The sequence below is a fragment of the Gracilimonas sp. genome, assembly GCF_014762685.1.
Taxonomy (GTDB): Bacteria; Bacteroidota; Rhodothermia; order Balneolales; family Balneolaceae; genus Gracilimonas.
Map to the genome: position 1 here is coordinate 1,457,220 of NZ_JABURM010000005.1, position 24,750 is coordinate 1,481,969.

The 24,750-nt window shown below is 41.1% G+C and carries 24 protein-coding genes; 1 reads left to right on the forward strand and 23 read right to left on the reverse strand.

The genetic code is table 11. From position 1 onward, the window contains the following. Positions 1-59 precede the first annotated feature (59 nt). The 15 genes from nifJ to HUJ22_RS06705 form a co-directional block, all read right to left on the reverse strand. Positions 60-3,641, reverse strand: a complete 3,582-nt coding sequence (gene nifJ, locus HUJ22_RS06635; protein ID WP_290875482.1) for a pyruvate:ferredoxin (flavodoxin) oxidoreductase — start codon at positions 3,639-3,641, stop codon at positions 60-62. A 71-nt stretch (positions 3,642-3,712) separates the two neighbouring features. Next, positions 3,713-4,150, reverse strand: a complete 438-nt coding sequence (locus HUJ22_RS06640; protein ID WP_290875484.1) for an Rrf2 family transcriptional regulator — start codon at positions 4,148-4,150, stop codon at positions 3,713-3,715. A 222-nt stretch (positions 4,151-4,372) separates the two neighbouring features. Then, entirely contained in the window at positions 4,373-4,819 is a 447-nt protein-coding gene (locus tag HUJ22_RS06645; protein ID WP_290875486.1) for an Rrf2 family transcriptional regulator, read from the reverse strand. A 159-nt stretch (positions 4,820-4,978) separates the two neighbouring features. After that, on the reverse strand, positions 4,979-5,392 hold the full coding sequence (locus tag HUJ22_RS06650) for a hypothetical protein (protein WP_290875488.1): 414 nt from the start codon (positions 5,390-5,392) through the stop codon (positions 4,979-4,981). A 161-nt stretch (positions 5,393-5,553) separates the two neighbouring features. Next, complete coding sequence (locus tag HUJ22_RS06655) at positions 5,554-7,044, reverse strand: NADH-quinone oxidoreductase subunit N (protein ID WP_290875490.1); 1,491 nt, start codon at positions 7,042-7,044, stop codon at positions 5,554-5,556. A 76-nt stretch (positions 7,045-7,120) separates the two neighbouring features. After that, complete coding sequence (locus HUJ22_RS06660; protein ID WP_290875492.1) at positions 7,121-8,707, reverse strand: NADH-quinone oxidoreductase subunit M; 1,587 nt, start codon at positions 8,705-8,707, stop codon at positions 7,121-7,123. 38 nt (positions 8,708-8,745) lie between these two features. After that, positions 8,746-10,782, reverse strand: coding sequence for an NADH-quinone oxidoreductase subunit L (nuoL, locus tag HUJ22_RS06665; RefSeq protein WP_290875494.1), 2,037 nt, complete (start codon positions 10,780-10,782; stop codon positions 8,746-8,748). 38 nt (positions 10,783-10,820) lie between these two features. After that, a complete protein-coding gene (nuoK, locus tag HUJ22_RS06670) occupies positions 10,821-11,156 on the reverse strand; it encodes an NADH-quinone oxidoreductase subunit NuoK (RefSeq protein ID WP_290875496.1) in 336 nt (111 codons plus the stop codon). Positions 11,157-11,158: 2 nt separating this feature from the next. Beyond that, entirely contained in the window at positions 11,159-11,677 is a 519-nt protein-coding gene (locus tag HUJ22_RS06675) for an NADH-quinone oxidoreductase subunit J (protein WP_290875497.1), read from the reverse strand. Positions 11,678-11,679: 2 nt separating this feature from the next. Then, positions 11,680-12,321, reverse strand: a complete 642-nt coding sequence (locus HUJ22_RS06680; protein ID WP_290875499.1) for an NADH-quinone oxidoreductase subunit I — start codon at positions 12,319-12,321, stop codon at positions 11,680-11,682. Between the two features lie 19 nt (positions 12,322-12,340). After that, positions 12,341-13,366 carry an NADH-quinone oxidoreductase subunit NuoH gene (gene nuoH / locus HUJ22_RS06685; RefSeq protein WP_290875501.1) on the reverse strand — a complete coding sequence of 342 codons (1,026 nt, stop codon included), beginning with the start codon at positions 13,364-13,366 and terminating at the stop codon, positions 12,341-12,343. Between the two features lie 85 nt (positions 13,367-13,451). Next, complete coding sequence (locus HUJ22_RS06690) at positions 13,452-14,591, reverse strand: NADH-quinone oxidoreductase subunit D (protein ID WP_290875503.1); 1,140 nt, start codon at positions 14,589-14,591, stop codon at positions 13,452-13,454. A gap of 18 nt (positions 14,592-14,609) precedes the next feature. Beyond that, positions 14,610-15,095, reverse strand: coding sequence for an NADH-quinone oxidoreductase subunit C (locus HUJ22_RS06695; RefSeq protein WP_290875505.1), 486 nt, complete (start codon positions 15,093-15,095; stop codon positions 14,610-14,612). Between the two features lie 5 nt (positions 15,096-15,100). Further along, entirely contained in the window at positions 15,101-15,649 is a 549-nt protein-coding gene (locus HUJ22_RS06700; protein ID WP_290875507.1) for an NADH-quinone oxidoreductase subunit B, read from the reverse strand. A 41-nt stretch (positions 15,650-15,690) separates the two neighbouring features. Further along, entirely contained in the window at positions 15,691-16,143 is a 453-nt protein-coding gene (locus tag HUJ22_RS06705) for an NADH-quinone oxidoreductase subunit A (protein WP_290875509.1), read from the reverse strand. Between the two features lie 107 nt (positions 16,144-16,250). Between HUJ22_RS06705 and HUJ22_RS06710 the strand changes: the two genes are divergently transcribed. Further along, the gene (locus HUJ22_RS06710) at positions 16,251-17,324 is read left to right on the forward strand and encodes a chemotaxis protein CheB (protein ID WP_290875511.1); all 1,074 of its coding nucleotides are present in this window, start codon (positions 16,251-16,253) and stop codon (positions 17,322-17,324) included. Between the two features lie 48 nt (positions 17,325-17,372). On the opposite strand, the gene HUJ22_RS06715 is transcribed toward HUJ22_RS06710, so the two are convergent. The 8 genes from HUJ22_RS06715 to HUJ22_RS06750 all read right to left on the reverse strand — a co-directional run bounded on the left by HUJ22_RS06715 (position 17,373) and on the right by HUJ22_RS06750 (position 24,429). Further along, a complete protein-coding gene (locus HUJ22_RS06715; protein WP_290875513.1) occupies positions 17,373-18,275 on the reverse strand; it encodes an arsenite methyltransferase in 903 nt (300 codons plus the stop codon). A 1-nt stretch (position 18,276) separates the two neighbouring features. Next, the gene (locus HUJ22_RS06720; RefSeq protein WP_290875515.1) at positions 18,277-18,609 is read right to left on the reverse strand and encodes a metalloregulator ArsR/SmtB family transcription factor; all 333 of its coding nucleotides are present in this window, start codon (positions 18,607-18,609) and stop codon (positions 18,277-18,279) included. A 419-nt stretch (positions 18,610-19,028) separates the two neighbouring features. Further along, complete coding sequence (ftsH, locus tag HUJ22_RS06725) at positions 19,029-21,155, reverse strand: ATP-dependent zinc metalloprotease FtsH (RefSeq protein WP_290875517.1); 2,127 nt, start codon at positions 21,153-21,155, stop codon at positions 19,029-19,031. Positions 21,156-21,282: 127 nt separating this feature from the next. Then, positions 21,283-22,311, reverse strand: coding sequence for a thiamine-phosphate kinase (gene thiL / locus HUJ22_RS06730; protein ID WP_290875519.1), 1,029 nt, complete (start codon positions 22,309-22,311; stop codon positions 21,283-21,285). A gap of 75 nt (positions 22,312-22,386) precedes the next feature. Then, the gene (locus tag HUJ22_RS06735) at positions 22,387-22,839 is read right to left on the reverse strand and encodes a biopolymer transporter ExbD (RefSeq protein ID WP_290875521.1); all 453 of its coding nucleotides are present in this window, start codon (positions 22,837-22,839) and stop codon (positions 22,387-22,389) included. 1 nt (position 22,840) lies between these two features. After that, complete coding sequence (locus HUJ22_RS06740) at positions 22,841-23,383, reverse strand: biopolymer transporter ExbD (RefSeq protein ID WP_290875523.1); 543 nt, start codon at positions 23,381-23,383, stop codon at positions 22,841-22,843. 14 nt (positions 23,384-23,397) lie between these two features. Continuing rightward, positions 23,398-23,664: a hypothetical protein gene (locus tag HUJ22_RS06745; protein ID WP_290875525.1), complete on the reverse strand. Its 267-nt coding sequence runs from the start codon at positions 23,662-23,664 to the stop codon at positions 23,398-23,400. 36 nt (positions 23,665-23,700) lie between these two features. Next, positions 23,701-24,429, reverse strand: a complete 729-nt coding sequence (locus tag HUJ22_RS06750) for a MotA/TolQ/ExbB proton channel family protein (RefSeq protein ID WP_290875527.1) — start codon at positions 24,427-24,429, stop codon at positions 23,701-23,703. Positions 24,430-24,750: the final 321 nt, after the last annotated feature.

The following is a 24,750-nucleotide window of genomic DNA, read 5'->3' on the forward strand; positions in this document are numbered from 1 at the left end:
TTTCTTCTATCCCACCCTGCCAGATATAAATAAAAGCCAGGCTGGAATTAAGGTTTTCATTATTCTTCAGGCATTTCTTCACTTTCCGGCTCATATACTTTCTCCATCTGCTCGTACACGTGCCATTGCTCTTTTACTTCTTTTTGAGCCTGAGTAATTAATTCTTTGGCAATTTTCGGCTGAGATTTAGCCAGCATCAAATACCGCATTTCATTGTAAGCGTAATCCTTCAATGAAATCTTTGGTGCTTTTGAATCAAGCTGGAATGGATTTTTGCCCTCATCAACTTTTGTCGGGTCAAATCTGAACAGCGGCCAATATCCAGAATCCACTGCCAATTTCTGTTGTGTGAGGCCATCTTTCATGTCATAACCATGTGCAATACAGTGGCTATAAGCAATTATAATGGACGGCCCGGGATATCGCTCGGCTTCAATAATAGCCTTCATGGTCTGCATGTCATTGGCTCCCATAGCAATTCTGGCTACATAGGCCTTTCCGCCATTTACCGACATCAAGCCCAGATCTTTTTTGGCTACCCGTTTACCTGCTGCAGCAAATTTTGCAACAGCTCCCAGCGGAGTTGCTTTTGAGCACTGTCCACCGGTGTTCGAATAAACTTCTGTATCCATCACCAGGATATTGACATCACGGCCACTCGCTAACACATGGTCGAGCCCTCCGTATCCGATATCATAAGCCCAACCATCCCCGCCAAATATCCAGACACTTTTACGAACCAGGTAATCCGCAATGCTGTACAACATACTTGCGTCTTTAGAATCTGATTTCTTCAAGATTTCTTTGAGTTTACTTACCCGTTCCCGTTGTTCAAATATTCCGGGTTCTGTAGATTGATCCGCCTTCAGGATTTCTTCTTTTAAACCGGCATCAACAGCGCCATTCATATTTGATAACAGTTCACGTGCCTGTTCCTGTTGCTTATCAATGGTAAGCCTGAAACCAAGTCCAAATTCAGCATTATCCTCAAACAGCGAGTTTGACCACGCCGGACCTAAACCTTGACTATTCGTTGTATAAGGAGTTGATGGAAGGTTACCGCCATAAATAGAAGAACATCCAGTGGCATTGGCAATCACCATTCGGTCGCCATAAAGCTGGGTAATGAGTTTGATGTATGGCGTTTCGCCACAACCGGCACATGCGCCGGAGAATTCAAACAATGGCTGCAGGAACTGGGCTCCTTTTACTGTCTCTGTTTTTAAATCTTCTCGTTTATACTCCGGTATTCTCAGGAAGTGCTCCCAGTTTTCCTTTTCCTGCTCAATAAGCGGATCAATCGCCGCCATATTCAGTGCTTTCCGTCCTACTTCTTTACGGTCTTTAGCAGGGCAAACTTCTACACAAAGTTCACAGCCGGTGCAATCTTCCGGGGAAACCTGGATGCTGATTTTTGTATTATCCGGCCATTCCCGGCCTTTTGCATCCATATACTTAAAGGTTTCCGGAGCAGAATTGAGCCATTCTCCATCATAAGCTTTCATTCGGATTACGGCATGCGGACAAACCATCATACATTTGCCACACTGAATGCAAATATCCGGTTCTAAAACCGGTATCTCCTGAGCAATATTTCGTTTTTCCCATTGAGTAGTTCCCGTTGGGAAAGTTCCATCTGCTTCAAATGAACTAACCGGCAAGTTATCACCATTTCCTGCAATAATTTCTGCAATCACTTTTTGTACATAGTCAGGAGCTTCTTTTGGTACTGCCGGACGCATCTCGATCTCAGAACTTGCTTTAGCAGGCACTTTCACTTCAAACAAGTTCTCAACCGAATTATCTACCGCTTTGTAATTGCTCTGTAAAATTTCTTCACCTTTATTACCGTATGCTTTTTTGATGGCATCTTTGATCAGAAATATTGCTTTTTCTTTGGGTAGTATCTCTGAAATTGCAAAGAAACAAGTTTGCATTACCGTGTTAATGCGGGTGCCCATACCATTCTCACGAGCTACTTTATAGGCATCAATACTGTAGAACTTTAAACCCTTATCTATAATTTGCTGTTGCACTTTGTTGGGAATTTGCTCCCAAACTTCATCGGGGCTGTATGGGGCATTCAGCAGGAAGGTTGCTCCCGGACGTGCGTGTTTCAGCATATCAAGCCGATTTAAAAACTGGAATTGATGGCAAGCAACAAACTTTGCTTTATCAATCAAGTAAGCTGACCTGATGGGGTTTTGCCCAAAACGCAAGTGAGATACCGTGGTAGCACCCGATTTTTTCGAGTCATATACAAAATATCCCTGGGCATAGTTATCGGTATTGTCTCCAATAATTTTAATGGAGTTTTTGTTTGCACTAACGGTTCCATCAGCTCCTAAACCGTAGAATAAGCCTTCAAATACTTCTTTATCCGTATCCCACCCATCGGCAGTATAATCAAGGCTGGTCTTGGTCACATCATCATTAATACCAATAGTGAAATGATTTTTGGGTTTTTGTTCTTTTAGTTCATCGAAAATTCTTGCAATCATTGGCGGGGTGAATTCTTTGGAGGACAACCCATAACGGCCATTGATAACTTTCAGCTCTTCCGCAAACGGTTTCCATCCTTCAACCCTGTTTTCCTGAATTGCAGCTAATACATCATTATAGAGTGGCTCACCGGTACTTCCCGGTTCTTTGGTGCGATCTAAAACAGCTATCCCTTTTACCGTATCGGGCAACGATTGAATCAGATGATTCATACTAAATGGACGGAAAAGCCGGACTTTTATCAATCCTACTTTCTCACCTTTTGCATTCATTCGGTCAACAGTCTCGTGAGCCGTTTCCGCGCCGGAGCCCATCAAAATAATCACTCTTTCAGCATCATCCGGTCCATGATATTCGAACAGCTGGTACTGACGGCCTCCCAATTCAGCAAATTTATTCATCGTTTTTTGCACGATTTCCGGGCAGGCATCGTAGTAGGAATTCACAGACTCACGTGCCTGAAAGAAAACATCCGGGTTTTGAGCCGTTCCCCTTATAACAGGTTTATCCGGAGTCAAAGCTCGATTTCGGTGATCGATGATCCACTGTTCATCAATCATCTCGTTCATCACTTCCGGAGGAATCTGTTCAATCTTTTGCACTTCATGCGATGTTCTGAATCCATCAAAGAAATGAAGAAACGGAATCCTTGATTCCAGTGTAGCGACATGTGAAATCAGAGCCATATCCATGGCTTCCTGTACACTGTTAGAACTTAGCATCGCCATGCCGGTCATGCGAGAAGCCATCACATCACTATGATCCCCAAAAATCGAAAGCGCATGAGTTGCTACCGATCTTGCTGCAACATGAACCACAGCCGGAGTCAACTCTCCTGCAATTTTAAACAAGTTCGGGATCATTAATAACAACCCCTGGGAGGCCGTAAATGTTGCGGCCATTGCTCCCGATTGAAGAGCCCCATGCAAAGTCCCTGCTGCACCTCCCTCGCTTTGAAGCTCAACAACTTCCGGAACGGTTCCCCAAATGTTTTTCTTTCCGGCCATTGTCCATTCATCCGACCACTCTCCCATTGGGGAAGCCGGGGTAATAGGATATATCGCTATTACCTCGCTTAGATTATGCGCTACATACGCGGCTGCTTCGTTTGCGTCAATAGTTAACTTCTTTTTCGGCATTGGAAAATTCCTCCGGGGGTTATTAAATCAGTAAATTTGTTCAATGTTATATTCGTTGCTTTCATTGCTTATCACTTCGTAAACTTTGCGAGACTATCCCCATTCAGGATATCTTCAGTAAGTGCCTCCAGGGTTTTCGTCTCAAAAAGGTCTCGTACATGGTCCCTTATCCGCTTATAATCTGTATGAATCGGGCAAGGATCCTCTTCATTGCATTCCCTGAATCCAATTCCACATTGGTTAAATATGTCAAGCCCATCAATAGCTTTAACGATTTCAATGAGTGTTATCTCTTCCGGGGCACGATTAAGCCGAAATCCACCATGTGGTCCTTTCATTGAAATCAAAAGTTTATGCTTTACCAACAGCTGCAATATTTTGCTCAAAAAATGCTGCGGAATATTCTTGTCATTGGCAATTTCATTGAGACTTATATTCTTTTCTTCCGTCGAGTGAGATGCGATGTAAAACATCGCCTGCAATCCGTAATGGCATGAGGCAGAAAACATAAATCTTTGATTGAAAGGTTAAGTTATATGCTGTTTATACATCTTCTCAACGACAATGATATAAATAAAGATTTTTAGATATAAAACTCTAAATTTAATTTAAATAAAAATGAAGTCGTCTACAAAATAAATACTCTATTTAGTAATGGTCTAAACTGTTGAGGTACAAACTGCTTTTTGGCATACTGTAAACAAAGGTTTTGAAATTTAAAAACAGGGAAATCAGCCGGGAATTTTCTTCATATTAATAATGCTATCCCCTTGCTCAACTTCTTCAATAAGTTTTTTAAGGGTCTTGTTTTCAAACAAATTCTGAACCTTGTCCCTTACTTTTTTGAAGTCATGATGAATGGGACACGGGTGGCTGTCGCTGCATTTCTTAAACCCGATTCCACATTGAGTAAATACTCCCATGCCATCAATAGCTTCAATTATTTGTATCAAAGCAATCTCATCCGCAGACTTTCTCAGCTTAAAACCGCCATTTGGGCCTTTCATGGAATCAATCAATTCATTCTTTACAAGCTCCTGCAAAATTTTACTTAAAAAATGTTTGGGTATCTCCTGGTTCTCTGCTATTTCGGTTAATCCCACATTTTTATCATTGGATGAATACATAGCAATATAAAGCATAGCCTGAAGACCATAATGGCAAGATGTTGAAAACATAGTTTGTTCTTAATTATTTAATTTAATCTATGGGCTAATTAGCAAGCCCTTCCTGTTTGTTTAAAAGATTTAAAGATATAAAACTCCTTTTTAATTCCCGAAATTTTTTAACTCATTCAAAAGCTTTCGAATATTTTAAGTTTAGACTATAAACTATCCTCATAATAAAGACGGCTTCTTTTCAATTAAAATTTCCCGGACGCTTTCTGAAAGATCTGAGCAATAATTTACTTTGTCCACATTTGTACAATACACAAGATCCTCTTCTCCTTCTTCTTGCATTTTATGACACTTACAACTCAACATTGAAAAGTCGATGCTTTTTAAAGCTTCATTGTATTTGCTGTTGTATTTAATGAGCTTTTCCAGAGTGTTATCTTCCTGAACAGGATCATTGTTTTCTTCAGCATTTACCAGGGATAATCCCAACAAATACTTATATAGTGCTTGCCTTGTGAATACACAGGCAGAAAAATTTACTACATCCTCTATAGGACGATAAAGCTCTTTCTTCGCGTGTCTTAAATCCTCTTCAGCATCCGCAAACAGTTTTTTTAAGTTCGATTTTTTCATGGCATTATGGATTTATGGTTACTGTTATAATCTATGCGCTCATCAAATGGCGGTGATAGATGTCTCCCTAAACCGAAATAAAATTCTTCATTGAATTCTATTACTAACTCCGGTTAAGAAGCTTGTAATTTCATTTCCTCAACAAATACTCTTTACCATTACTACATACCGAACATGTTGATTGAATTTTTTGCAAAGTTTAGAACCGGTTCAAAGTAAATGCCTAACAAAACTGTTGGTATTAACAACAAAAAGAGAACTATTCGAGCTCCTGTATTAAATTTCAGCAGACTTGTATCACCTTCCGGCTTAAAGAAAAACATATTTCGTGATACCCGTATATAGTAGAAAAGCGATATCACCGTAGTGACACCTGCTATTGCTACAAGCCATATCCACCCGGCACTAACTGCGGCTCCAAATATGTAAAGCTTAGCGATGAACCCTCCGGTGGGAGGAATGCCCGTTAGAGATACCAGGAATATGGTCATGGCTACACTTTCCACTGGTGCCCGGAAGCCGAGCCCCTTGTATTCTTCAATTGATTCTGTTCCCAGTTTATTGGAAAAGAGCATGGCTACATAAAAAGCTCCAAGATTCATAAACAGATAGATGAACAGATAGATCATGATAGAAGCGAGACCTTCTTCAGCTAAAATCACCAATCCCATCAATAGATACCCGGCATGAGCAATGCTTGAGTAAGCAAGCATTCGCTTAATGTTATCTTGTCGCAATGCAGTCAGATTACCTACAATCATAGCTAAAGCAGCCATTCCTCCCAAAAGTATATTCCAGTGAATACCTTCAATAACCTGCCAAACCCCGGTTGCCATTACTCCTTCTGAGTCAATGAATGTAAGGGTGAAAAAACGAACCAATAAACCGAAAGCAGCTATTTTTGATGCCACTGCAAGAATCGCAGCTATTGAAATTGGAGCTCCCTCATAAACATCCGGTGCCCAAAAATGGAATGGGACCACTGCAATTTTAAAACCAAGCCCTACTATAATGAGTAGAATGGATAAATTCAGCAGTAATGACTGACTTGAACCGGCAACAAGGGCTTCATTCATTCCATACATATCAGTAGCCCCGGTGATACCAATCAGCAGCGAAATTCCATATAGCATCACCCCTGACGAAACCGCTCCATAGATAATGTACTTCAGGGAAGATTCGGCTGATTTATGTCTTTTTTTAGTAAAGCCAACCAGTACATAAGAGCTAATACTCGTCAGTTCAAAAGCAAGGTACATAAACAGGAGATTAGTAGAACCTACCATAAGTAACATGCCCAGCATCATTCCGGAGAGCAACATATAATATTCTCCGATGCGGGATTTGTATTCCTCAAGCTCCTTGCTTTGCAACGAAAAGAATACAATAAAGATGCCGGTGAGCACCAACAAAACTTTAAAAAATACCGCAAACGGGTCAACAACAACCATATCGTAAAATACAGCCTCGCTCCGGCCTAATTGCATCAATACAAAAATCCCGGTAAGCACTAATCCACCCAGAAATATATATCCGGTTGTATTACTTTCTTTTTTGATCAACAGATCTGCCACTATAATTACACAAAGTGTAAGAACAAGGATGATCTCCGGGTAAAACTGACTTAAACTATATAGGGTATGTTCAATCATATCAGTAATTGAGTCTGTGTGGATTACCGTTTTCCGTTTTGGGTATAATGCCGGTGAAATTTGAAATTGCCATCTTTTAGTTCCCTCCCACTGTTACAAATTCAACTAAATGGCTCAATGATATATTCATCAACTCTATTACCGGCGATGGATATATCCCAAGCATAATGATGAGTATGATTAGTGGTACAAACATCAGGATCTCTCTGGCTGTGAGGTCTTTCAGGTCTTTAAGCTTTTCAGGAGTTTTACCCAGGAATACTCGCTGAATAGTCCACAATATGTAGCCGGCAGTTATAATTATACCCGTTACAGATATCATGGCGATCCACTTGTAAGCTTCGAATGCCCCCAAGAAGGAGAACAGTTCACTTACAAATCCATTTAAACCCGGTAAACCAAGAGCCGCAAACATACCTATCATGGCTATACCGGTATATTTTGGCATTTGATTGGCTATTCCACCAAAATCATACAACCCGCGTGTGTGTGTCCGGTCGTAGAGCACTCCAACCGCAAGGAAAAGCACGGCGGTGATAATACCGTGGTTAAACATTTGAAGGACACCCCCAACCATACCCTGCGTATTAAGTGCTGCAATTCCAAGCACTACAATTCCCATATGACTGATAGATGAATAGGCGATCAGCTTTTTGAAATCATCCTGGGCCATGGCGCAAAGGGCTCCATAAATAATACTGACCATACCCAGTGCAGCCATGAAGTACACAAAATAGATGGTTGCGTCAGGAAAAATTGGGAAGTTGATGCGGAGGATTCCATAGGTGCCGAGTTTCAGCAATACACCGGCTAAAATTACGCTAATCGGTGTTGGAGCCTCAACGTGAGCATCGGGAAGCCAAGTGTGGAACGGGAAAAGCGGAATTTTGATGGCAAAGTTGATGAATAATGCCATCCACGCTACATAACGCCATGTGGTATCAACGCCGGAAAGCAGCCCTCCATCCACAAAATTATCCGGGTTCATCATGTGCAAAATATTGAAAGTATGCACGGACTGTCCGGTAGCAGGATCGGTATAAGCCACACTAAAGTAAAGGGCCAGCATGGTTAGCAACATCAAAATACCCCCTACAAATGTGTACAGGAAGAATTTGATGGCTGCATATTCCCGTCGAGGCCCACCCCATAGACCTATCAAAAAGTACATTGGGAGTAACATAGCTTCCCAGAAAATGAAAAAGAGAAAGAAGTCGAGGGAAACAAATACCCCCATCATACCGGTTACCAGCAGCAGGTACAGGGCAAAATAACCTTTCACCATTTTATCAATATTCCAGGATGATATCACCCCGATGAATCCAATAAGAGCCGTTAAGATCACCATCAGGATACTGAGGCCGTCAATTCCCATGAAGTACGAGATCTCAATGCGTCCTACCCATGGAACAGCATCGACTGTAATCCAGCTGAATTGCTCAACAAACTGGAAACTGTCTGCTTCGTTAATACCGACTTTAGTTCGGTCAAATAAAGCGAAAATAATTCCGGCGATCATCACCTGGGTACCGGTAGCAATAGCTGCAGTCCAACGTATGGCGTTACGGTTTTTATCAGGAAGCAGTAAAACTACAATCATTCCTGCTATCGGAAGAAAAACGAGCCAGGTTAAAATGCCAATGCCTAATATTTGAAGTTCCATAGTTTAACGTTCTATTAAAGTTTTCTTTTTCATATCCATTATATAAACAGGACAAATAGCACCAGGAAACTGAATACTACGTATATCAGGTAGGTCTGTACTTTTCCCGTTTGAATTTTACTTAGCAAACTGCCGGCTCTGTCGGCAGAGGTTGCAGTGGCATTTACCAGCCCGTCCACAACATTGTTATCGAACCAGCCGCTGATTCTTGAAAGTTTTTCCATTATCACGGCCGACCCATTTACAATTCCATCGATGATATTTTCATCAAACCATCTCAATATTCTCGTCAACAACAGGATGCCCCCCACAAATACTTTGTCGTACATCTCATCGAAATACCATTTATTAAGTGCACCTTTGTATAAAAATCCTGCCTTCTTAGCCATTTCATCGGCACTGATTTTCTTCCACTGATACACTGAAAAAGCCAGTAAAATCCCTCCCGCTGCAATCAGGATAGAGAGTATCATGGCCGTGGTATGTACGTGGTGTACTGTCTCACTGAAAACTGCATATGTAGCAGGCTGAAGGATTTCCGGAACCATACTCATTGGTCGCGTGATGGCTCCAAAAAACCACCCGTCTGCAGCTCCAAATGGATTAAAACTGTAGAAGAAAAAGAGGGATAAGGAAGCAAGTACCATCAAAGGTATAGTCATCACTTTTGGAGACTCTGTAATACCCGAGATCCTGAGCTCACTGGATGGCTTTCCATGAAATGTGAGAATAAGCAGGCGGAACATATAGAAGGCGGTAAGTCCTGCCACTGCAAATCCAATGACCGGTAACAGCCAATGACCGGTAATAGAGCTGAATGCCAAGCTTCCGGCAAGAATTTCATCCTTGCTTAGGAATCCGGAAGTCAACGGTATGCCTGAAATCGCCAGGGTGAATATTAGAAATGTCCAGTATGTAAACGGCATCTTTGATTTCAGCCCACCCATATTCCTGATATCCTGGGCATCTGTATGATGATCGTCCTGGGCATGAAGAACCTTGTGCATCGCATAGATTACACTGCCTGAACCGAGGAATAGTCCGGCTTTAAAAGCAGCATGAGTTACCAAATGCATAAATCCAGCAGTGTACGCTCCTACCCCAAGCGCCATTATCATATATCCAAGCTGACTTATAGTGGAATACGCCAGCACTTTTTTAATATCGTATTGGGTGATAGCTATGGTTGCAGCAATTAAGGCAGTAATAGCTCCGATGTACGCAATTACAAGCAAGGCTTCTGCCGTTAGCATGGGAAAAACCCGAGCTACCATGTAAACACCCGCAGCTACCATCGTTGCGGCGTGAATAAGCGCGCTGACTGGCGTGGGGCCTTCCATGGCATCGGGAAGCCAAACGTGCAGGGGGAATTGTGCCGATTTACCAACGGCTCCACAGAAAATTAGTATTCCGGCTGCTGTCAGCCAGCCATTGCTTGCAAAGGGAAGCTGACCGGCATCGATCGAAGTAAAAATGGTTTCAAAAGTGAAGGTTGAGAATGTGGCAAACAGGATCATAATTCCCAGAAACATCCCGAAGTCACCGACCCTGTTTACAATAAAAGCTTTATTGGCTGCATTTGAAGCTGATTTCTTCTCATACCAATGACCGATCAATAAATAGGAGCTCAGTCCTACTAATTCCCAAAAAACATACATCAGCAAAAGATTATCCGTAATTACAATACCAAGCATAGAGAATGAGAAGAAACCCAGGTAGGCAAAATATCTGGAGTAACGGACATCATCCTTCATATACCCCATAGAGAAAAAATGCACCAAAGTGCTCACCAGGGTAACAACTACCAACATCACGGCCGCCAGGTTGTCAATCAAAAACCCGAACTCAACATTCATGGAGCCCACAACAGCCCAGGAAAATGTCATAGTAAACACTTCTGCAGAATGGGAAGTAACTTTGGTGATCAATAAATACAGTGACAACAGGAACGCAATTGAAATAAAACCCGAGGCCAGCCAGTCGCCTTGCCGGGGCAGCTTTTTCCCAAAAAAGATCATTAGAAGAAATCCTAATAAGGGTAAAAGAAGGATAGTTATAGATAGTTGTGTAAACATGTGATATTCTCTGTATGGTTATTTCATTTTCTAGCGTGTTACCCTTTCATCAGGCTAATATCATCGATATTTATAGACTTGAAGCGGTTATAAATATTTAGCACAATGGCCAAGGCAACTGCCGCTTCTGCAGCTGCTATTATGATGACAAACAAACCTATCATCTGTCCATCCAGGGAAAGTTCCGTGAACCGGCTGAATGCTATAAAATTGATATTCGCTGAATTCAATATCAGCTCCACGCCCATAAGTACCATGATTATATTTCGCTTCGACAGAACCGCCATCAATCCCAACGCGAAAAGGATTGCACCTACAATCAAAAAGTGAGTTAAACCGGGTTCTGCAAGCCATTCTATCATATAAAATTCCATACTTAATTCGTTTGGTTATCAGTTTTTGTGGACAATCGGGTAGCCATTACTATGGCACCGATAATGGCAATGAGCAGTAACACTCCCACCATAATGAAAGGCAATACATAATCTCCCATCAGCATCATGCCGAGACTGTGTACAGTTTCACTGTGCTCAATAGGTTCAGAAATACCCCATTCAGTGGCAGTAAAGGCAAAAATCAAGAATCCCACTGCCGCTACTGAGAGAAGAGATGCGGGGATAAGGTTTACCGTAACTGTTTTGAAACTGAATGTATGACCTTGGGTTGTCAACATTACGCCAAATAGGATTAGGATTAGGATCCCTCCGACATAAACCAAAAGTTGTGTGGCCGCAAGAAAATCGGCATAAAGCAATACATAAAGGGCTGCTACTCCCATCAGTGTAAACATCAACGCAAAAGCTGAATGCACGATGTTTTTTGAAAACACCATGATTGCAGCTGCAGCGATAGTAATTATTGAAAAGAGATAAAAAAGAATGGCTGTAAATTCCATGGTTATTTATCCCCTTCTTTAGTATCAGGTGATCCATTTTCAGGAATTTCATCTTCGCTTGTCTCTACAGATGCCGCTTTCTGTTCTTCCTGCTCTTTTTCCCGCTTAGCCTCTTCTTTTTTCTTCATCATTTCTTCTTTCTGCTTCTGTTTTTCCTCGGCTTCTTTTTCAGCTTTATTTTTGACATCTGCCACCAGATCGGGTGTTAAGTTGCTGAAATGATATACCAGGTTAGTGCGGTCAAATTCCGAATACTCATATTCCGGAACCATGTAAATACAATCGGTTGGGCAAGGGTACACGCATAAGTCACAGTACATACACTTTGCCATATCGATATTAAACTTAGTCAGCCAAAAACGTTTTGGGTTACCGGTGGAAGTTTTCCCCAAATCCGTGTCGGAAGTGGCCGGGACTGTTTCTATATCAATACAGTTAACCGGGCAGGCCCGTGCACAGAGATTACAACCGATACAGTCATCTATATTCACAAACAATCGTGCCCGTGCTCCCTGCGGAAGTTCTACTTTTTCTTCCGGATACAGCTCCGTAACTGTAGGTTGAAAGAGGTGCCTGAGAGTGATTCCCATTCCCGCAAAAATAGATTTAAACGTCAACCAGCCGTCTTTAAAATCATTTACCATTGTTCTAAGCTCCGGTTATTTAAAAAATTACTTCCCATAGTGCTACCAAAATGAGGTTTATAAATGAGGCCGGAATTAAAATACTCCAGCATATATGCATCAATTGATCTACCCGGTATCGAGGCAAAGTCCAGCGAATCCACATCATGATTAATACCAGGAACAAACCTTTTGCCATGAACCAGAAAAAACCCCAAACCGGACCCGCCATAAATTCTCCAAACGGACTGTTCCATCCGCCAAAAAATAATGTTGCTCCTAAAAGTGAGAGCAACAGCATATCGGCATACTCGGCGAGCATGAACATCGCCCATCTCATTCCGGAATATTCGGTTTGATAGCCGGCTACCAGTTCTGATTCAGATTCGGGAAGATCAAAGGGTACCCGGTGAGCTTCGGCTAGAATGGAAATGAAGAAAATGATAAAAGCGACGATCAGAAATGGATTCTGAAATATGAACCAATTTGGAAGGAACCCAAGAATATCGTTTCCGGATTGCATTTCAGTAACCGTCATTAAATTCAATGAACCGGTAACCACGATCACTGTTAACACTGTTGCAATAGTAGGCACTTCATAGCTTACCATTTGAGCTGCGCTTCGCATTCCGCCAAGAAGTGACCACTTGTTATTGGAAGCCCATGCCCCCATAATCACACTCAGAGTAAGAACGGAGGTAACAGCCAGCAGATAAAAAACACCGATGTTGACCATGCTTCCTATATAGGCGCTGCTGAATGGAATCACAGCAAAAGCAGCGTAAGAAGCTGCAAACATCATAAATGGCGCAAATTTAAACAGAAACCGACTGGCATCAGCAGGAATGATATCCTCCTTCTGAAGTAGTTTCAATAAGTCAGCAATAGATTGTGCCCATCCATGCCACCCCCCAACGCGATGAGGGCCAAGCCGGTCTTGAATGAACCCCGCAATCTTTCGTTCTCCCCAAATTGCAGCAAGTGCATAAACAAGGATGATCGTCAGCGGTATGAATGCATGAACCAGTAGGGTTAAGGCAGGCTCGATATTTCCGAAGAGTTCCATTCTTTATTATATATTTAGATATTTATATCCAATTTAGTTTTAAAACTAAATCGGGTGAATTTAATTTTTGAGTAAAGCTTCACTATCACCTATCAACTTCTCCTAATACAATATCTATGCTTCCCACAATTGCTACCATATCTGCAATTAGTGATCCCTTAGAAATAGCCGGCAGCATGCTCAGGTGTACAAAACTTGGAGCCCGGGCTTTTACCCGGTACGGCCCACCTTGATTATCACTAATGATATAATAGCCTAGTTCCCCCCGGGGAGATTCAGTCCGAACATACAACTCCCCTTCCTTCGGTCTGATTCGTCTTGGAGTAGCTTCTGTTACGTCGCCTTCATCAGGCATTCCGTCCAGTGCTTGTTCTATTATTCTGAGGCTTTGCTCCATCTCAAGAACCCTAACCATATACCGGTCCCAGCAATCACCCAGGGTTCCCATTTCTCCGGTTCCTGTCGGGATATCAAACTCAAAGCGATCATAAATGGAATATGGATCATTCTTTCGCAAATCCCACTTCACGCCGGAGCCTCTCAACACCGGTCCCGATGCTGCATAATTCAGGGCAACCCGGTCGGGAATAACTCCAATATTTGCTGTTCTTTTAATAAAAATTCTATTGTAGGAAAGCAGGTCATTCAGCTCTTTTATTTTTGGACGAAAACTTTTAACAAATTCTGCGGTATCGGCTTTGAAGTCTTTGTGAACATCTTTGATTAATCCACCCACTGTCATGTAATTGTAGAGCAGACGTGCACCACTTGTTTTTTCAAAGATATCCAGCACTTTTTCACGCTCTGTGAAGAGGTAAAGAAATGGGGTGAATGCGCCCAAATCAAGGCCAAAAGCTCCAATTCCCAAGAGATGACTCGCTATTCGCTGTAACTCTGCCAATATTATCCGGATATATTCTACGCGCTCAGGAACTTCAATTTCAAGCATTCGCTCCATGGCAGTTACATACCCATGTTCTTGATTCATTGCGGACACATAATCCATGCGGTCGGTATAAGGAATCACTTTTGAGTATTCACCGACTTTTTCAGCATATTTTTCGAAACATCGGTGCAAATAACCGATATTTGGCCGGACTTCGTTGATTAACTCTCCATCCAAAACAAGCTCCAGTCGCAGTACCCCGTGGGTTGAGGGGTGTTGGGGACCCATATTAATGGTCATTTCCCGGGTACCGGCATCATTTGTAATTAGATTCATCATATCATTTATCACCGCTTGTTATTCACCGGTTGGCATACCTTGGTAAAATTCCTGTTGAACATAATCCTTTCGAAGCGGATGGCCTTCCCAATCATCCGCACATAATATTCTTTTATGATTTGGATGGTCTTTGAACCGAATACCCACCATATCCCAGGCTTCCCTTTCGTGCCAATTAGCTGTTTTCCAAATGGATTCAACCGATGGAACAACCGGGTCAACTAAAGGAACTATGGCTTTTAATGCCAGAGAATGATTGAAGGTGGTTGAATTGATGTGGTAGGTAACCCCAACAGCTTCTTTATCAGGATAATGGACGCCGCTTAAGCACATTAATACATCAAATAATAGCTCGTTATCATCTCTGAGAAATTTCATGATTTCTTTGACGGATGAAACATCAATTTCAATCCAGGGCTGGCCAACATCTGCGGCTTTATATTCAAAAAGGGACTCGCCAAAATTTTGCTTCAGGTATTCAAATATTTCTTCAGGCTGTTTCATATTCTTTACGCTGTTTTAATTTTAGGAGCTTCTACCGTTTCAATTTCAGGTTCGGTTTCTGAATCTTCATCTTTTTCAATGATGGTCTCCCCTGTAATTTTTTCCTGTAGTTTGATAAACCCTTCCAATAATGCCTCAGGGCGAGGAGGACAACCGGGTACGTATATATCAACCGGTATTACTTTATCCACTCCTTTTAATACATGATAGCCATGTTCCCAATATGGGCCACCGCAATTGGAGCAGGAACCCATGCTAATTACATATCGTGGTTCTGACATTTGTTCATATAATCGCTCTATCCGGGAAGCCATTTTCATTGTAACCGTGCCTGCCACAATCATAACATCTGCCTGCCGTGGTGAAGATCTGGGAATTATCCCAAAGCGATCAAAGTCATAACGCGAAGCTGCCGTAGCCATCATCTCAATGGCACAGCAGGCAAGACCAAACTGCTCGTACCAAAGAGAGTTTTTACGAGCCCAATTCAGTGCACTTTCAAGATTCACAATAATGATGTTACTGTCATGATATTTTTTGTCGAGTATTCCCATAATTGATATATCGCTAATAGTGGGTTTTTATTGAATTCATATTAAATAGCCGTTTTAACCGGGGTCTCTTTTTCTTTTTCATCTTCAAACTCAACCACTCCTACTCCTTCCACATACCTTGGGACACGAGGAACTGGAACATCCCACTTCAGTTGACCTTTGCCAAGCTCATAAATGAATCCAACAAAAATGAGGGATACGAATACAAACATTACCAGAAATGCGAACCAACCAATTTCTTTAAAGACGACCGCCCAGGGAAAGAGCAAAAGAATTTCAACTTCAAAGATCAGGAACATCAGGCCTATGATATAAAACCGATTATTAAACTGAATTCGTGCATCACCGAAAGGTATTTCCCCACATTCATATGTCATGAGCTTAGCCTCATTGGGGCGATGCGGACGAATCAATTTTGCCACAAAAAGAGCCACTCCCACAAAAAGGGATCCTGTAACTATAAAGAGAAGTACATAACCAAAATCAGTAATCATAGTTTTGTCAGGTTTAAGTGTTTAAGTCAAATTATGATATTTATACCTATTTATCCAAAATTATTTGTATCATTATAAAAAAGATCACAAAAACACGGGTAATAGCCATGAAACCCATAAACATATTCATTCTTGATGCAAATGAAATCGTCCGTCGAAGGCTACAAGATGCTGTAACAGAAACAACCGGATTAAATATTTTGTTATCCGGGAGCAGTACTGAGCATGACATAAGGACAAAGATCAAAGATGCAGAACCAGATCTTATTGTTATGGGAATTGATCATCATTATTCTGAAGAAATGAGATTATTTAATTACCTGAGAAATCAGCATGCTCACCTCCCCATTCTGGTCATGACACCACATAATCGGGATGGAGCAACAGTTGCCATAACAACCTTAAAAAAAGGAGCCGTTGAATTTTTTCCAAAAAGTACAACGCTGAGTGGATCTATTTTGACCGTAGACTTTTTTAAAGAAAGGCTTATTCCGATAATTAAGATAACTCCTCGCTTAAACCGGAATGTTCTGCTATCGCAACACTTTGTTGATACCGCTGTTAAAAAAATTGAACCTATTCCGGATGACTTTTTTAATACTTCTTTAAGTAGAATGGAACTATTGGTTATTGCAGGATGTCTCGGTGGTGTAGCCCCGCTGTATCTTCTTCTTTCGAGTTTACCTAAAAATCTACCTGTTCCCATTGTAGTCGTTCAGCATATGGTGGAGATATATAGTAAAGTACTAGCCGAAGACCTTGATAAATACACCAAGTTATCGGTTAAGGAAGCTGAGCATGGAGAAGAACTTAAGGCAGGTCATGTTTATATAGCTCCGGGCGACTACCATACTCTTACATATAAAAAAGATCAAAAGATTCATCTTACTTTAAATCATGGACCTAAAGTAGCTGGATTCCGTCCTTCTATTGACATATTGCTCAAATCTACCGCACAACAATTTGGCAAAAGAATGCTAACCGTGTATCTATCAGGTGGTGGTAATGATGGAATCGAAGGAGCTAAGATCATTGATATCATTGGTGGTCAAATCATCATTCAGAATGCAAGAACTTCGTTGCTTTCCGATATTCCTTGGAAAGTAGAATCCTACGGAATTAATGAAGGTGCCTACCCTGTAGAGCGTCTGGGACATGAGATTAGTAAGCGGCTTGTTTAATTAGATTTTCGCCGTTCACTTTCTGATCCATTATAAGAGATCTCATAATTAGCAGCAGCCGGAACCCGGTTCACAAAATCCTGCATCATCTGTATCTGCTCCCATCATGGTTACTTCTTTTTTAACAGCCCCACCGGACTTTTGTGCAAATACGGTAATACTGTATATCCCGGTTCCTCCGGAATTGAACTCTGCCATTTCTTCCTCACTCAAATATTGGCTGAGGATATCTTCAGGGATCTCAATCGGTTTCTCTTTTTGAATGGTAATATTCTCAAATCCCGCTTCTTTGATCTGATCAAGATAGGTTTCTTTTTGAATAGCACCCGCTACACAGCCGGCATACATTTCAGCATCCTCCCGAAGCGCATCAGGAAGGTCACCTTCCAATACGATATCGGAAATGCTAAAATGTCCCCCCGGTTTAAGTACTCGATGAATCTCAGCAAATACTTTGGGTTTATTGGGTACCAAATTCAGCACGCAGTTACTTACAACCACATCAGCTACATTATCCGAGACGGGCATATCTTCGATATCTCCATAACGAAACTCGACATTATTGAAACCTAATTTATCTACATTTTCTCTGGCTTTTATGATCATCGGTTCGGTGAAGTCAATGCCCAGAACTTTCCCCTCGGGACCGGTTTCGTGTCGGGCTACAAAGCAATCATTCCCTGCTCCAGAACCCAGGTCAATCACATAATCCCCTTTCTTGATCTGCGCAAATTGTGTTGGCAAACCACAACCCAAGCCCAAATCAGCATCTGCATTATATCCCTGCAAGTCACTGTAGTCATCGGTCATGATGTTATATACTTTGTCAGACTCCCCACCTGCTCCGCAACAACTTCTGACATTATAATCTTTGGCTTGTTGGCTGATCTCGGAGTATTTCTTGCGAACAGTTTCTTTGAGTTCTTCGGGTGATTTTGTTTGAGTTTTCATATTAGCAACAAGTTGGATTTGGTATTGAAAATTCTTTGATCATAGCTTTCATCACAGATTTGAATTCAGTCAGGTTGTCTTCATCAAAGCAATAACAGGTTCGAACCCCTTCTATCTCGCCTTTGATAATCCCTGCCGATTTAAGTGCTTTGAGATGCTGCGATACCGTTGACTGGGCAAGGGGAAGTTCTTCCGTGATATCTCCGCAGTAACATGCGTTTTTTGCCGCCAGAATTTGAAGTATCGCTATTCGTGCAGGATGTGCAATTGCCTTTGCAAACTCAGCAGCTTTTATCTGTTTCTCGTTAAATAATTGAGCTTTTGTAACAGTCATAATCATATATCGTAATTTTACGATTAATACTACGGGGAACTGTGACAATAATCAATAATTGATTTAACAAAAAAAGAGCCCCAATTCCTCAGAGCTCTTCTTGATCAGCACACCTCACATTGATGTGAGACGTAAACAGGTAATACCTAAAAATATTTGCGGGAATAATTTTCAGAGTTAGGACATTCCGGATTCGTATAAATCCAAAGCCTCTCAAAACGGCGGGATCTTGCACGTTCAAATGAGATACAAAATGCTGCTATAGAAATGAATAGAATATGACAGGCCTTTTCATGCATGCTTATAAGTTTAGTTGTATTTGCTATACTGCAAAACTAAACCTTGAGCATTTCCGAACTGTTAACCTGCGGTTATGCTTTCTTTACCCTTAGATTATCTAAGCATTAAAACAGAACCAATCAAGCTTCCGAACCTTCACTCTCTTTTTGGTCTTTATCCTTAACATTGGTGTCCTTATCCTTAGCACCTTCAGGCTTATTTTTAGCTTTTTTTTCTTTGCTATCTGAACCATCGGAAGATGCTTCGCTTTTCTTGCCTTTTTTGCTGGCCATCCCATTTTTATTAGAATCTGTAGGCTTCTCAAAAATTCCATCCGGATATTTTCCGTGAGGTCGGTCGCCTAATAATTCACGGAGCGCATGATGATCCAGAACTTCTCTTTCAAGCAAGGCTTTGGCAAGTTTCTCCAACTCATCCTTATGCTTATTAAGCAAATCAATAGTTCGGTCGTGATTCATATCTATAATTCTGCGAATCTCCTTATCAATTTGCTGACTGGTTACTTCAGAATATTTCTTATTGAATCCATAGCTGTTTTCAGGATTTTGAGAATCTTTCAGAGAGATATAGCCCAGCTTCTCACTCATTCCATACTCAGCTACCATGGCAAAAGCCATTTTGGTGATTCGCTCAAGATCATTTTGGGCTCCTGTTGAGATACGGCCAAAGATAATTTCCTCTGCCACACGTCCCCCTAAAAGAGCACAAATTTTGTCATTGAGTTCTTCAGTAGTCATGAGAAATCGTTCTTCCAACGGAGTCTGCAAAGTATAACCTAATGCAGCCAATCCACGAGGAACAATACTCACTTTCAAAACAGGGTCAGTATGCTCGAGGAACCAACCTACAATAGCATGTCCGGCTTCGTGATAAGCCACAATTTTGCGCTCATCAGGACTTATAAGTTTGTTCTTACGCTCAAGCCCGGCAATAACTTTTTCGATGGAGTCCTGGAAGTCTTCCATCTCTATACTATTTTTCTCCCGACGGGCAGCCAATAAGGCAGCTTCGTTACATAGGTTGGCAAGGTCGGCTCCCGCAAATCCGGGAGTTTGCGAGGCAAGTACTCTTAAATCAATATCATTGGAGAGCTTCAATTTCTTGCTGTGAACTCTCAGAATTTCGACACGACCGTTGAGATCGGGCTTATCAATCATAATCTGACGATCAAAGCGCCCCGGTCTTAATAAAGCGGAGTCTAAAATATCAGGACGATTCGTAGCCGCCATCAAGATCACCCCTTTATCGGAATTGAAACCATCCATTTCACTGAGCAACTGGTTTAGAGTATTCTCACGCTCGTCATTCGATCCCATTGCCATTCCGCGTCCACGTGTTCGGCCAATAGAGTCAATCTCATCAATAAATATAATACAGGGTGCTTTTTCTTTAGCTTGCTTAAACAAATCCCTGACACGTGCTGCACCAACACCCACAAACATTTCTACGAAATCTGAGCCACTGAGGCTAAAGAAAGGTACACTTGCCTCACCCGCTGTAGCTTTTGCCAATAAAGTTTTACCGGTACCCGGGGGGCCCACCAATAATACACCTTTCGGCAATACACCACCCAACTTGGTAAATTTCTGAGGGCTTCTTAAAAACTCTACTACCTCTTCAACCTCAGCTTTTGCTTCCTGAAGTCCGGCTACATCTTCAAAAGTAACTTTTGTTTCTGTCTGTTGATCGTAGAGAGAGGCTTTATTTTTGCCAATGTTCAATACCTGCTGTCCCGGATTCATTTTCCTAAAAATGAAAATCCATATTACAATAAGAAGTGCAATTGGAATCAGCCAAACAAAAACACCGCTGAACCAGTCTTCTTCAATTCGCACATCAAACTCTACCCCATTCGACTCCAAGATAGGCCGGATTTCATCATCCCGAAGCATGGTTGTGTTAAATTTCCTGAACTGCTCTGTATCACCGGTCGCAAATGGCATATTATTGTCACTTGCTTCAGGCCGTGATATAATTCCATCACTTATGGCTTTATCAGAATATACCCCGGTTACATCCACCCCATTGGTGATCGTAATTTCAGTTACATATCCATTTTCTACATAATTCAGGAATTCACTGTATTTGATACGATTTCCTGTGTCCGGAGAAAAGAAGAGAACCTGGGCAAGAAGCAATACAAAGAATAATACGAAAATACTCCACGTAGGAAACTTCGGGGCATTAGCACCCTTTTTGCCGTTGGGCTTAATTGGTTTATTTTTTTTGGAATTTTTTTGCGCCATTAAAACAAGCTTATAAAATTATCTTAGACTATAATATAACGATCCTTAAACTCAAATAAGTTCAAGAGACTTAAATATCTTTAATTGAAACTACTGTTAGTTGGCAAAAAGCGTGCCATGTATTATCTTATGACAAATCATCAAAGGAGACAACATCCCCTTCTCCGGTTTGCATTTTCATGCCCTCTTCTCGTGACACCATACGCCCTATTACTACAAAATCATTGAAATGATTCACAAATTCTTCCACTTTCTTTTCCGGAAGCGTGAACATTAATTCAAGATCTTCTCCTCCAAATAAAGCGTATCGATCCACATCTTCCTGCATCTCATCCGCTACCTGCCGCGTCTCGATGGCAATAGGTAATGCTGCTTGGTAAATATAGGCTCCAAGTTCTGATGCATCCGATAATGCACTGATTTCACTTACAAGACCTTTGGTTACATCAATCATTGAAGTGGGAACCATGTCATGTTCTTTTAAACTTTCTATAAGATCTTTTCTTGCTTCGGGAACCAGTTGCCGTTTTACAACAAACTGATAATCACCTAATTCCGGTTGTACCGACTCATCTCCATGTTCTTCCCAAAACTTCTTTTCTCTCATCAAAATCCTAAGCCCGGCTAAGGCCCCGCCGACATCTCCGGTCAGACAAATAGCATCACCTTCGGTTGCTCCCTTGCGATAAGTGATGGCATCCTTATCAGCTCTGCCATACACACTAATTGAAACAACTAAGTTTGCATGATTTGCTTTCAAGTCTCCCCCAACCACTTCTACGCTATAAGATTTACCGGCTGCATAAATACCTTTATAAATATCTTCAATCATTTGTACCGACATCCTGTTTGGTACAGCTAAATTTATCAAAACAGCTTCAGGATTTCCGTTCATAGCATAGATATCACTGACTCCTGCTGAAACAATTTTATACCCTAGATGATGAAAAGGAGTATAGGTTGGGTCAAAGTCAACGCCTTCCACATAGGTATCGCTTGTTAACAATGTCAACGAGTCATCTGACTCCTTTATTACCGCGGCATCATCACCGATTGATTGTATTACATTTTCATTTTTATAAGACTCAAAGTTGGTAATTTTTTCAAGAAGGGCTTTACTGCCAATACTTTGAATAGTTTGGAAAGATTCTGACATAGCTGCGCTAGTGTTAAATAAAAAAAGGCACCTGCATCATATGACACAGTTGCCTTAATTTTTTTGAAAATAAATTTAGTTCATTTCACGGCGAGTAGAATAATTTATTCTAAACGTACTGGCTTGTTTCAATTCTTCCTGAACATCAGTAAGAAGTCCAAACTCCGAGTTTTCGTCAACACGCAATGAAACAATTAGCTTAGGCTGTTCGCGAAGCTTGTCATACATAAGCGTTCTGATGGCGCCAATGTCATCGACAATGGCGTCGTCAATCTGAACCTTATCTTCACCCAATTGATTATTTGGGAGTCTTTCAGGTCCAATATAGATATAAGAAAGAAGGCGTTTCTGCTCAATTTTCTCAATATTTTCAGCTTGTGTAAGATTAACACGAACCTTCAAAGTAACTTCTCGCAATACGGTAGTAACCATAAAGAAAAACAACAGAATAAAGATTACATCTGGCATTGCAGAAGTAGGTACTTCCTGCTTGCTTCCACCTCTTTTCTTTTGAAAATGTCCTGCCATTTTAATTATCTCCCGGTTCTGCTATTGAAATTTTCTTCGGATACATATCCTTGATTTGTGTCTGCTGAGCGCTATTCTCATCCAGTGCACCATAAGGAACACCGTAGTTAGCCCTCGAAGCCTCGTTTCTGAGTTCTTTATAAGCACCCATAACTTCATCCAGCATATTCACATAAATGCGATATGGTGTTTGCCGTTGGGTTTTTACAGAAACAATCGCCAAATCAGGTGATTCTGCAAGATCAGGATCGTTCGTTGGATTCTTGATGAATTCAATGAGACGATTCTTTACTTCTGAAATTTGATATGGCTCCTCATCCATAAGAATTCTACCCTCTGCATTTACCAGAATGTTCATAAGGTTTCGTTCTCGAATGGGAGGAGGATCTTCATCTTCTAATGGTGGTGGTAAAACCAACCCAATTCCGGTATCCACATTAATTGTGGTAGTTACCAGAAAGAAAATCAGAAGAAGGAAGGCAATATCAGCCATGGAAGAACCATTGATTTCAGCCTCTTCTCTTTTTCGTTTCTTAATTAACATAGATTATATCCTGATTAAAACTTAAAGGTCCCGCGCATTCCGGTAAGAAGAATAGTCAAAACCATGGCACCCAGCATAAATATTGCTGTGAATACTCCGGCTTTGGGTACTTCTCCAAAAACAGCAAATGAAAGGCCAAACACCACAAATGGTACGGCCATCATCCCTGCTCTTTTATAATCCTGCTTTCCGTTCATAAGGCTTTTTATGCCTGCACCGATTATTCCAAGAATACCGAGTACAATTAAGCCTACTGCAAGTCCAACACTAATTACAACCATATTTTTATCCTTTTATTATTTGGATTCTTGTTATGATTATTCGTCGTCGGAACCAGACTCAGGTCCTACATTAGGAACAAGCGGCTTGCCTTCATTCAACAGAATAATGGAATCAATAAGAGTAATGGAACTTTCTTCCATCTCGGCAATAATGCGATCAATTTTAGATACACAATAGTTGTATCCAATTTGAAGAATAATACCAGCTATCAAACCACCGGCCGTTGTAAGAAGGGCCACTTTAATACCACCCGCAACAATACTTGGGGAAATATCGGCAGCAGCTTCAATATCATCGAATGCCTGAATCATACCAACTACCGTTCCAAGGAATCCTAAGAGTGGGGCAATAGCAATAAATAAAGACAACCAAACAAGACCTCTCTCAAGGAAACTCATTTCAATTGAACCGTAGGCAGAAATTGCTTTTTCAGCAGCTTCTATCCCTTCATGTGAACGCATCAAGCCAGCTTGAAATACTGATGCAACAGGTCCACGGGTTTGTGCACAAAGTTCTTCAGCGGCTTCGATACCACCATCCTGAAGAGCCTCTTGTACTTTTACTATAAATTTTCGTGTATTGATGTCTGCAAGATTAAGGGTAATAATCCGCTCCAGGAAAATAGCTAATCCCAAGATCAGAGCAATAAGCACCGGCCACATCCAGCCACTGTCATTACCTTCGTTAAATTTTGCGACAATAACGTTAAAAAACCCTTCGTCAGCAGGGGCTTGTAATAGAAAAAGAGCAATCGACGATATCATGTCTACTCCGCTAATTGTTTAAATGTTAAAGGCTAAGATTAATGAAGCGAAAGAATAGGTCATTTTATACTAAATGTCAAAGTAACATCACTCTTAAAACTGCTTTTTTACGTAATGTTACTCACTTTGCACTTGCTCGCAATAAGTTCTTCATTTTAGCTATCTTAATCAAAATATTTATATCATAACTATCACCATAGTATATAGCATACAACATTTTATCACATTTCTTAATTCAATATTAAAAGTTTACCGAAGTAATCCCCCATCCGGCAACAGTATTAAGCAACCAAAAAAATATGTTTGCTGACCACACGCTAA

Excerpts from the sequence above, each read along its gene's own strand:
- HUJ22_RS06720 (WP_290875515.1), bottom strand. The coding sequence starts at position 18,609 with ATGACTGTTACAAAAGCTCAATTATTTAACGAGAAACAGATAAAAGCT.
- HUJ22_RS06700 (WP_290875507.1), bottom strand. The coding sequence starts at position 15,649 with ATGGGAATACTCGACAAAAAATATCATGACAGTAACATCATTATTGTG.
- nuoL (WP_290875494.1), bottom strand. The coding sequence starts at position 10,782 with ATGTTTACACAACTATCTATAACTATCCTTCTTTTACCCTTATTAGGA.
- HUJ22_RS06745 (WP_290875525.1), bottom strand. The coding sequence starts at position 23,664 with ATGGTTGTAATTAGTGTTGGACTTGCAGTAGGCTTAATTGTACTCGGT.
- HUJ22_RS06650 (WP_290875488.1), bottom strand. The coding sequence starts at position 5,392 with ATGAAAAAATCGAACTTAAAAAAACTGTTTGCGGATGCTGAAGAGGAT.
- HUJ22_RS06645 (WP_290875486.1), bottom strand. The coding sequence starts at position 4,819 with ATGTTTTCAACATCTTGCCATTATGGTCTTCAGGCTATGCTTTATATT.
- HUJ22_RS06640 (WP_290875484.1), bottom strand. The coding sequence starts at position 4,150 with ATGTTTTCTGCCTCATGCCATTACGGATTGCAGGCGATGTTTTACATC.
- HUJ22_RS06695 (WP_290875505.1), bottom strand. The coding sequence starts at position 15,095 with ATGAAACAGCCTGAAGAAATATTTGAATACCTGAAGCAAAATTTTGGC.
- nifJ (WP_290875482.1), bottom strand. The coding sequence starts at position 3,641 with ATGCCGAAAAAGAAGTTAACTATTGACGCAAACGAAGCAGCCGCGTAT.
- HUJ22_RS06655 (WP_290875490.1), bottom strand. The coding sequence starts at position 7,044 with ATGATTGAACATACCCTATATAGTTTAAGTCAGTTTTACCCGGAGATC.
- HUJ22_RS06680 (WP_290875499.1), bottom strand. The coding sequence starts at position 12,321 with ATGGTAAATGATTTTAAAGACGGCTGGTTGACGTTTAAATCTATTTTT.
- nuoH (WP_290875501.1), bottom strand. The coding sequence starts at position 13,366 with ATGGAACTCTTCGGAAATATCGAGCCTGCCTTAACCCTACTGGTTCAT.
- HUJ22_RS06740 (WP_290875523.1), bottom strand. The coding sequence starts at position 23,383 with ATGTTAATTAAGAAACGAAAAAGAGAAGAGGCTGAAATCAATGGTTCT.
- HUJ22_RS06735 (WP_290875521.1), bottom strand. The coding sequence starts at position 22,839 with ATGGCAGGACATTTTCAAAAGAAAAGAGGTGGAAGCAAGCAGGAAGTA.
- HUJ22_RS06715 (WP_290875513.1), bottom strand. The coding sequence starts at position 18,275 with ATGAAAACTCAAACAAAATCACCCGAAGAACTCAAAGAAACTGTTCGC.
- HUJ22_RS06660 (WP_290875492.1), bottom strand. The coding sequence starts at position 8,707 with ATGGAACTTCAAATATTAGGCATTGGCATTTTAACCTGGCTCGTTTTT.
- HUJ22_RS06710 (WP_290875511.1), top strand. The coding sequence starts at position 16,251 with ATGAAACCCATAAACATATTCATTCTTGATGCAAATGAAATCGTCCGT.
- HUJ22_RS06750 (WP_290875527.1), bottom strand. The coding sequence starts at position 24,429 with ATGATATCGTCGATTGCTCTTTTTCTATTACAAGCCCCTGCTGACGAA.
- HUJ22_RS06675 (WP_290875497.1), bottom strand. The coding sequence starts at position 11,677 with ATGGAATTTACAGCCATTCTTTTTTATCTCTTTTCAATAATTACTATC.
- nuoK (WP_290875496.1), bottom strand. The coding sequence starts at position 11,156 with ATGGAATTTTATATGATAGAATGGCTTGCAGAACCCGGTTTAACTCAC.
- ftsH (WP_290875517.1), bottom strand. The coding sequence starts at position 21,155 with ATGGCGCAAAAAAATTCCAAAAAAAATAAACCAATTAAGCCCAACGGC.
- thiL (WP_290875519.1), bottom strand. The coding sequence starts at position 22,311 with ATGTCAGAATCTTTCCAAACTATTCAAAGTATTGGCAGTAAAGCCCTT.
- HUJ22_RS06690 (WP_290875503.1), bottom strand. The coding sequence starts at position 14,591 with ATGATGAATCTAATTACAAATGATGCCGGTACCCGGGAAATGACCATT.
- HUJ22_RS06705 (WP_290875509.1), bottom strand. The coding sequence starts at position 16,143 with ATGATTACTGATTTTGGTTATGTACTTCTCTTTATAGTTACAGGATCC.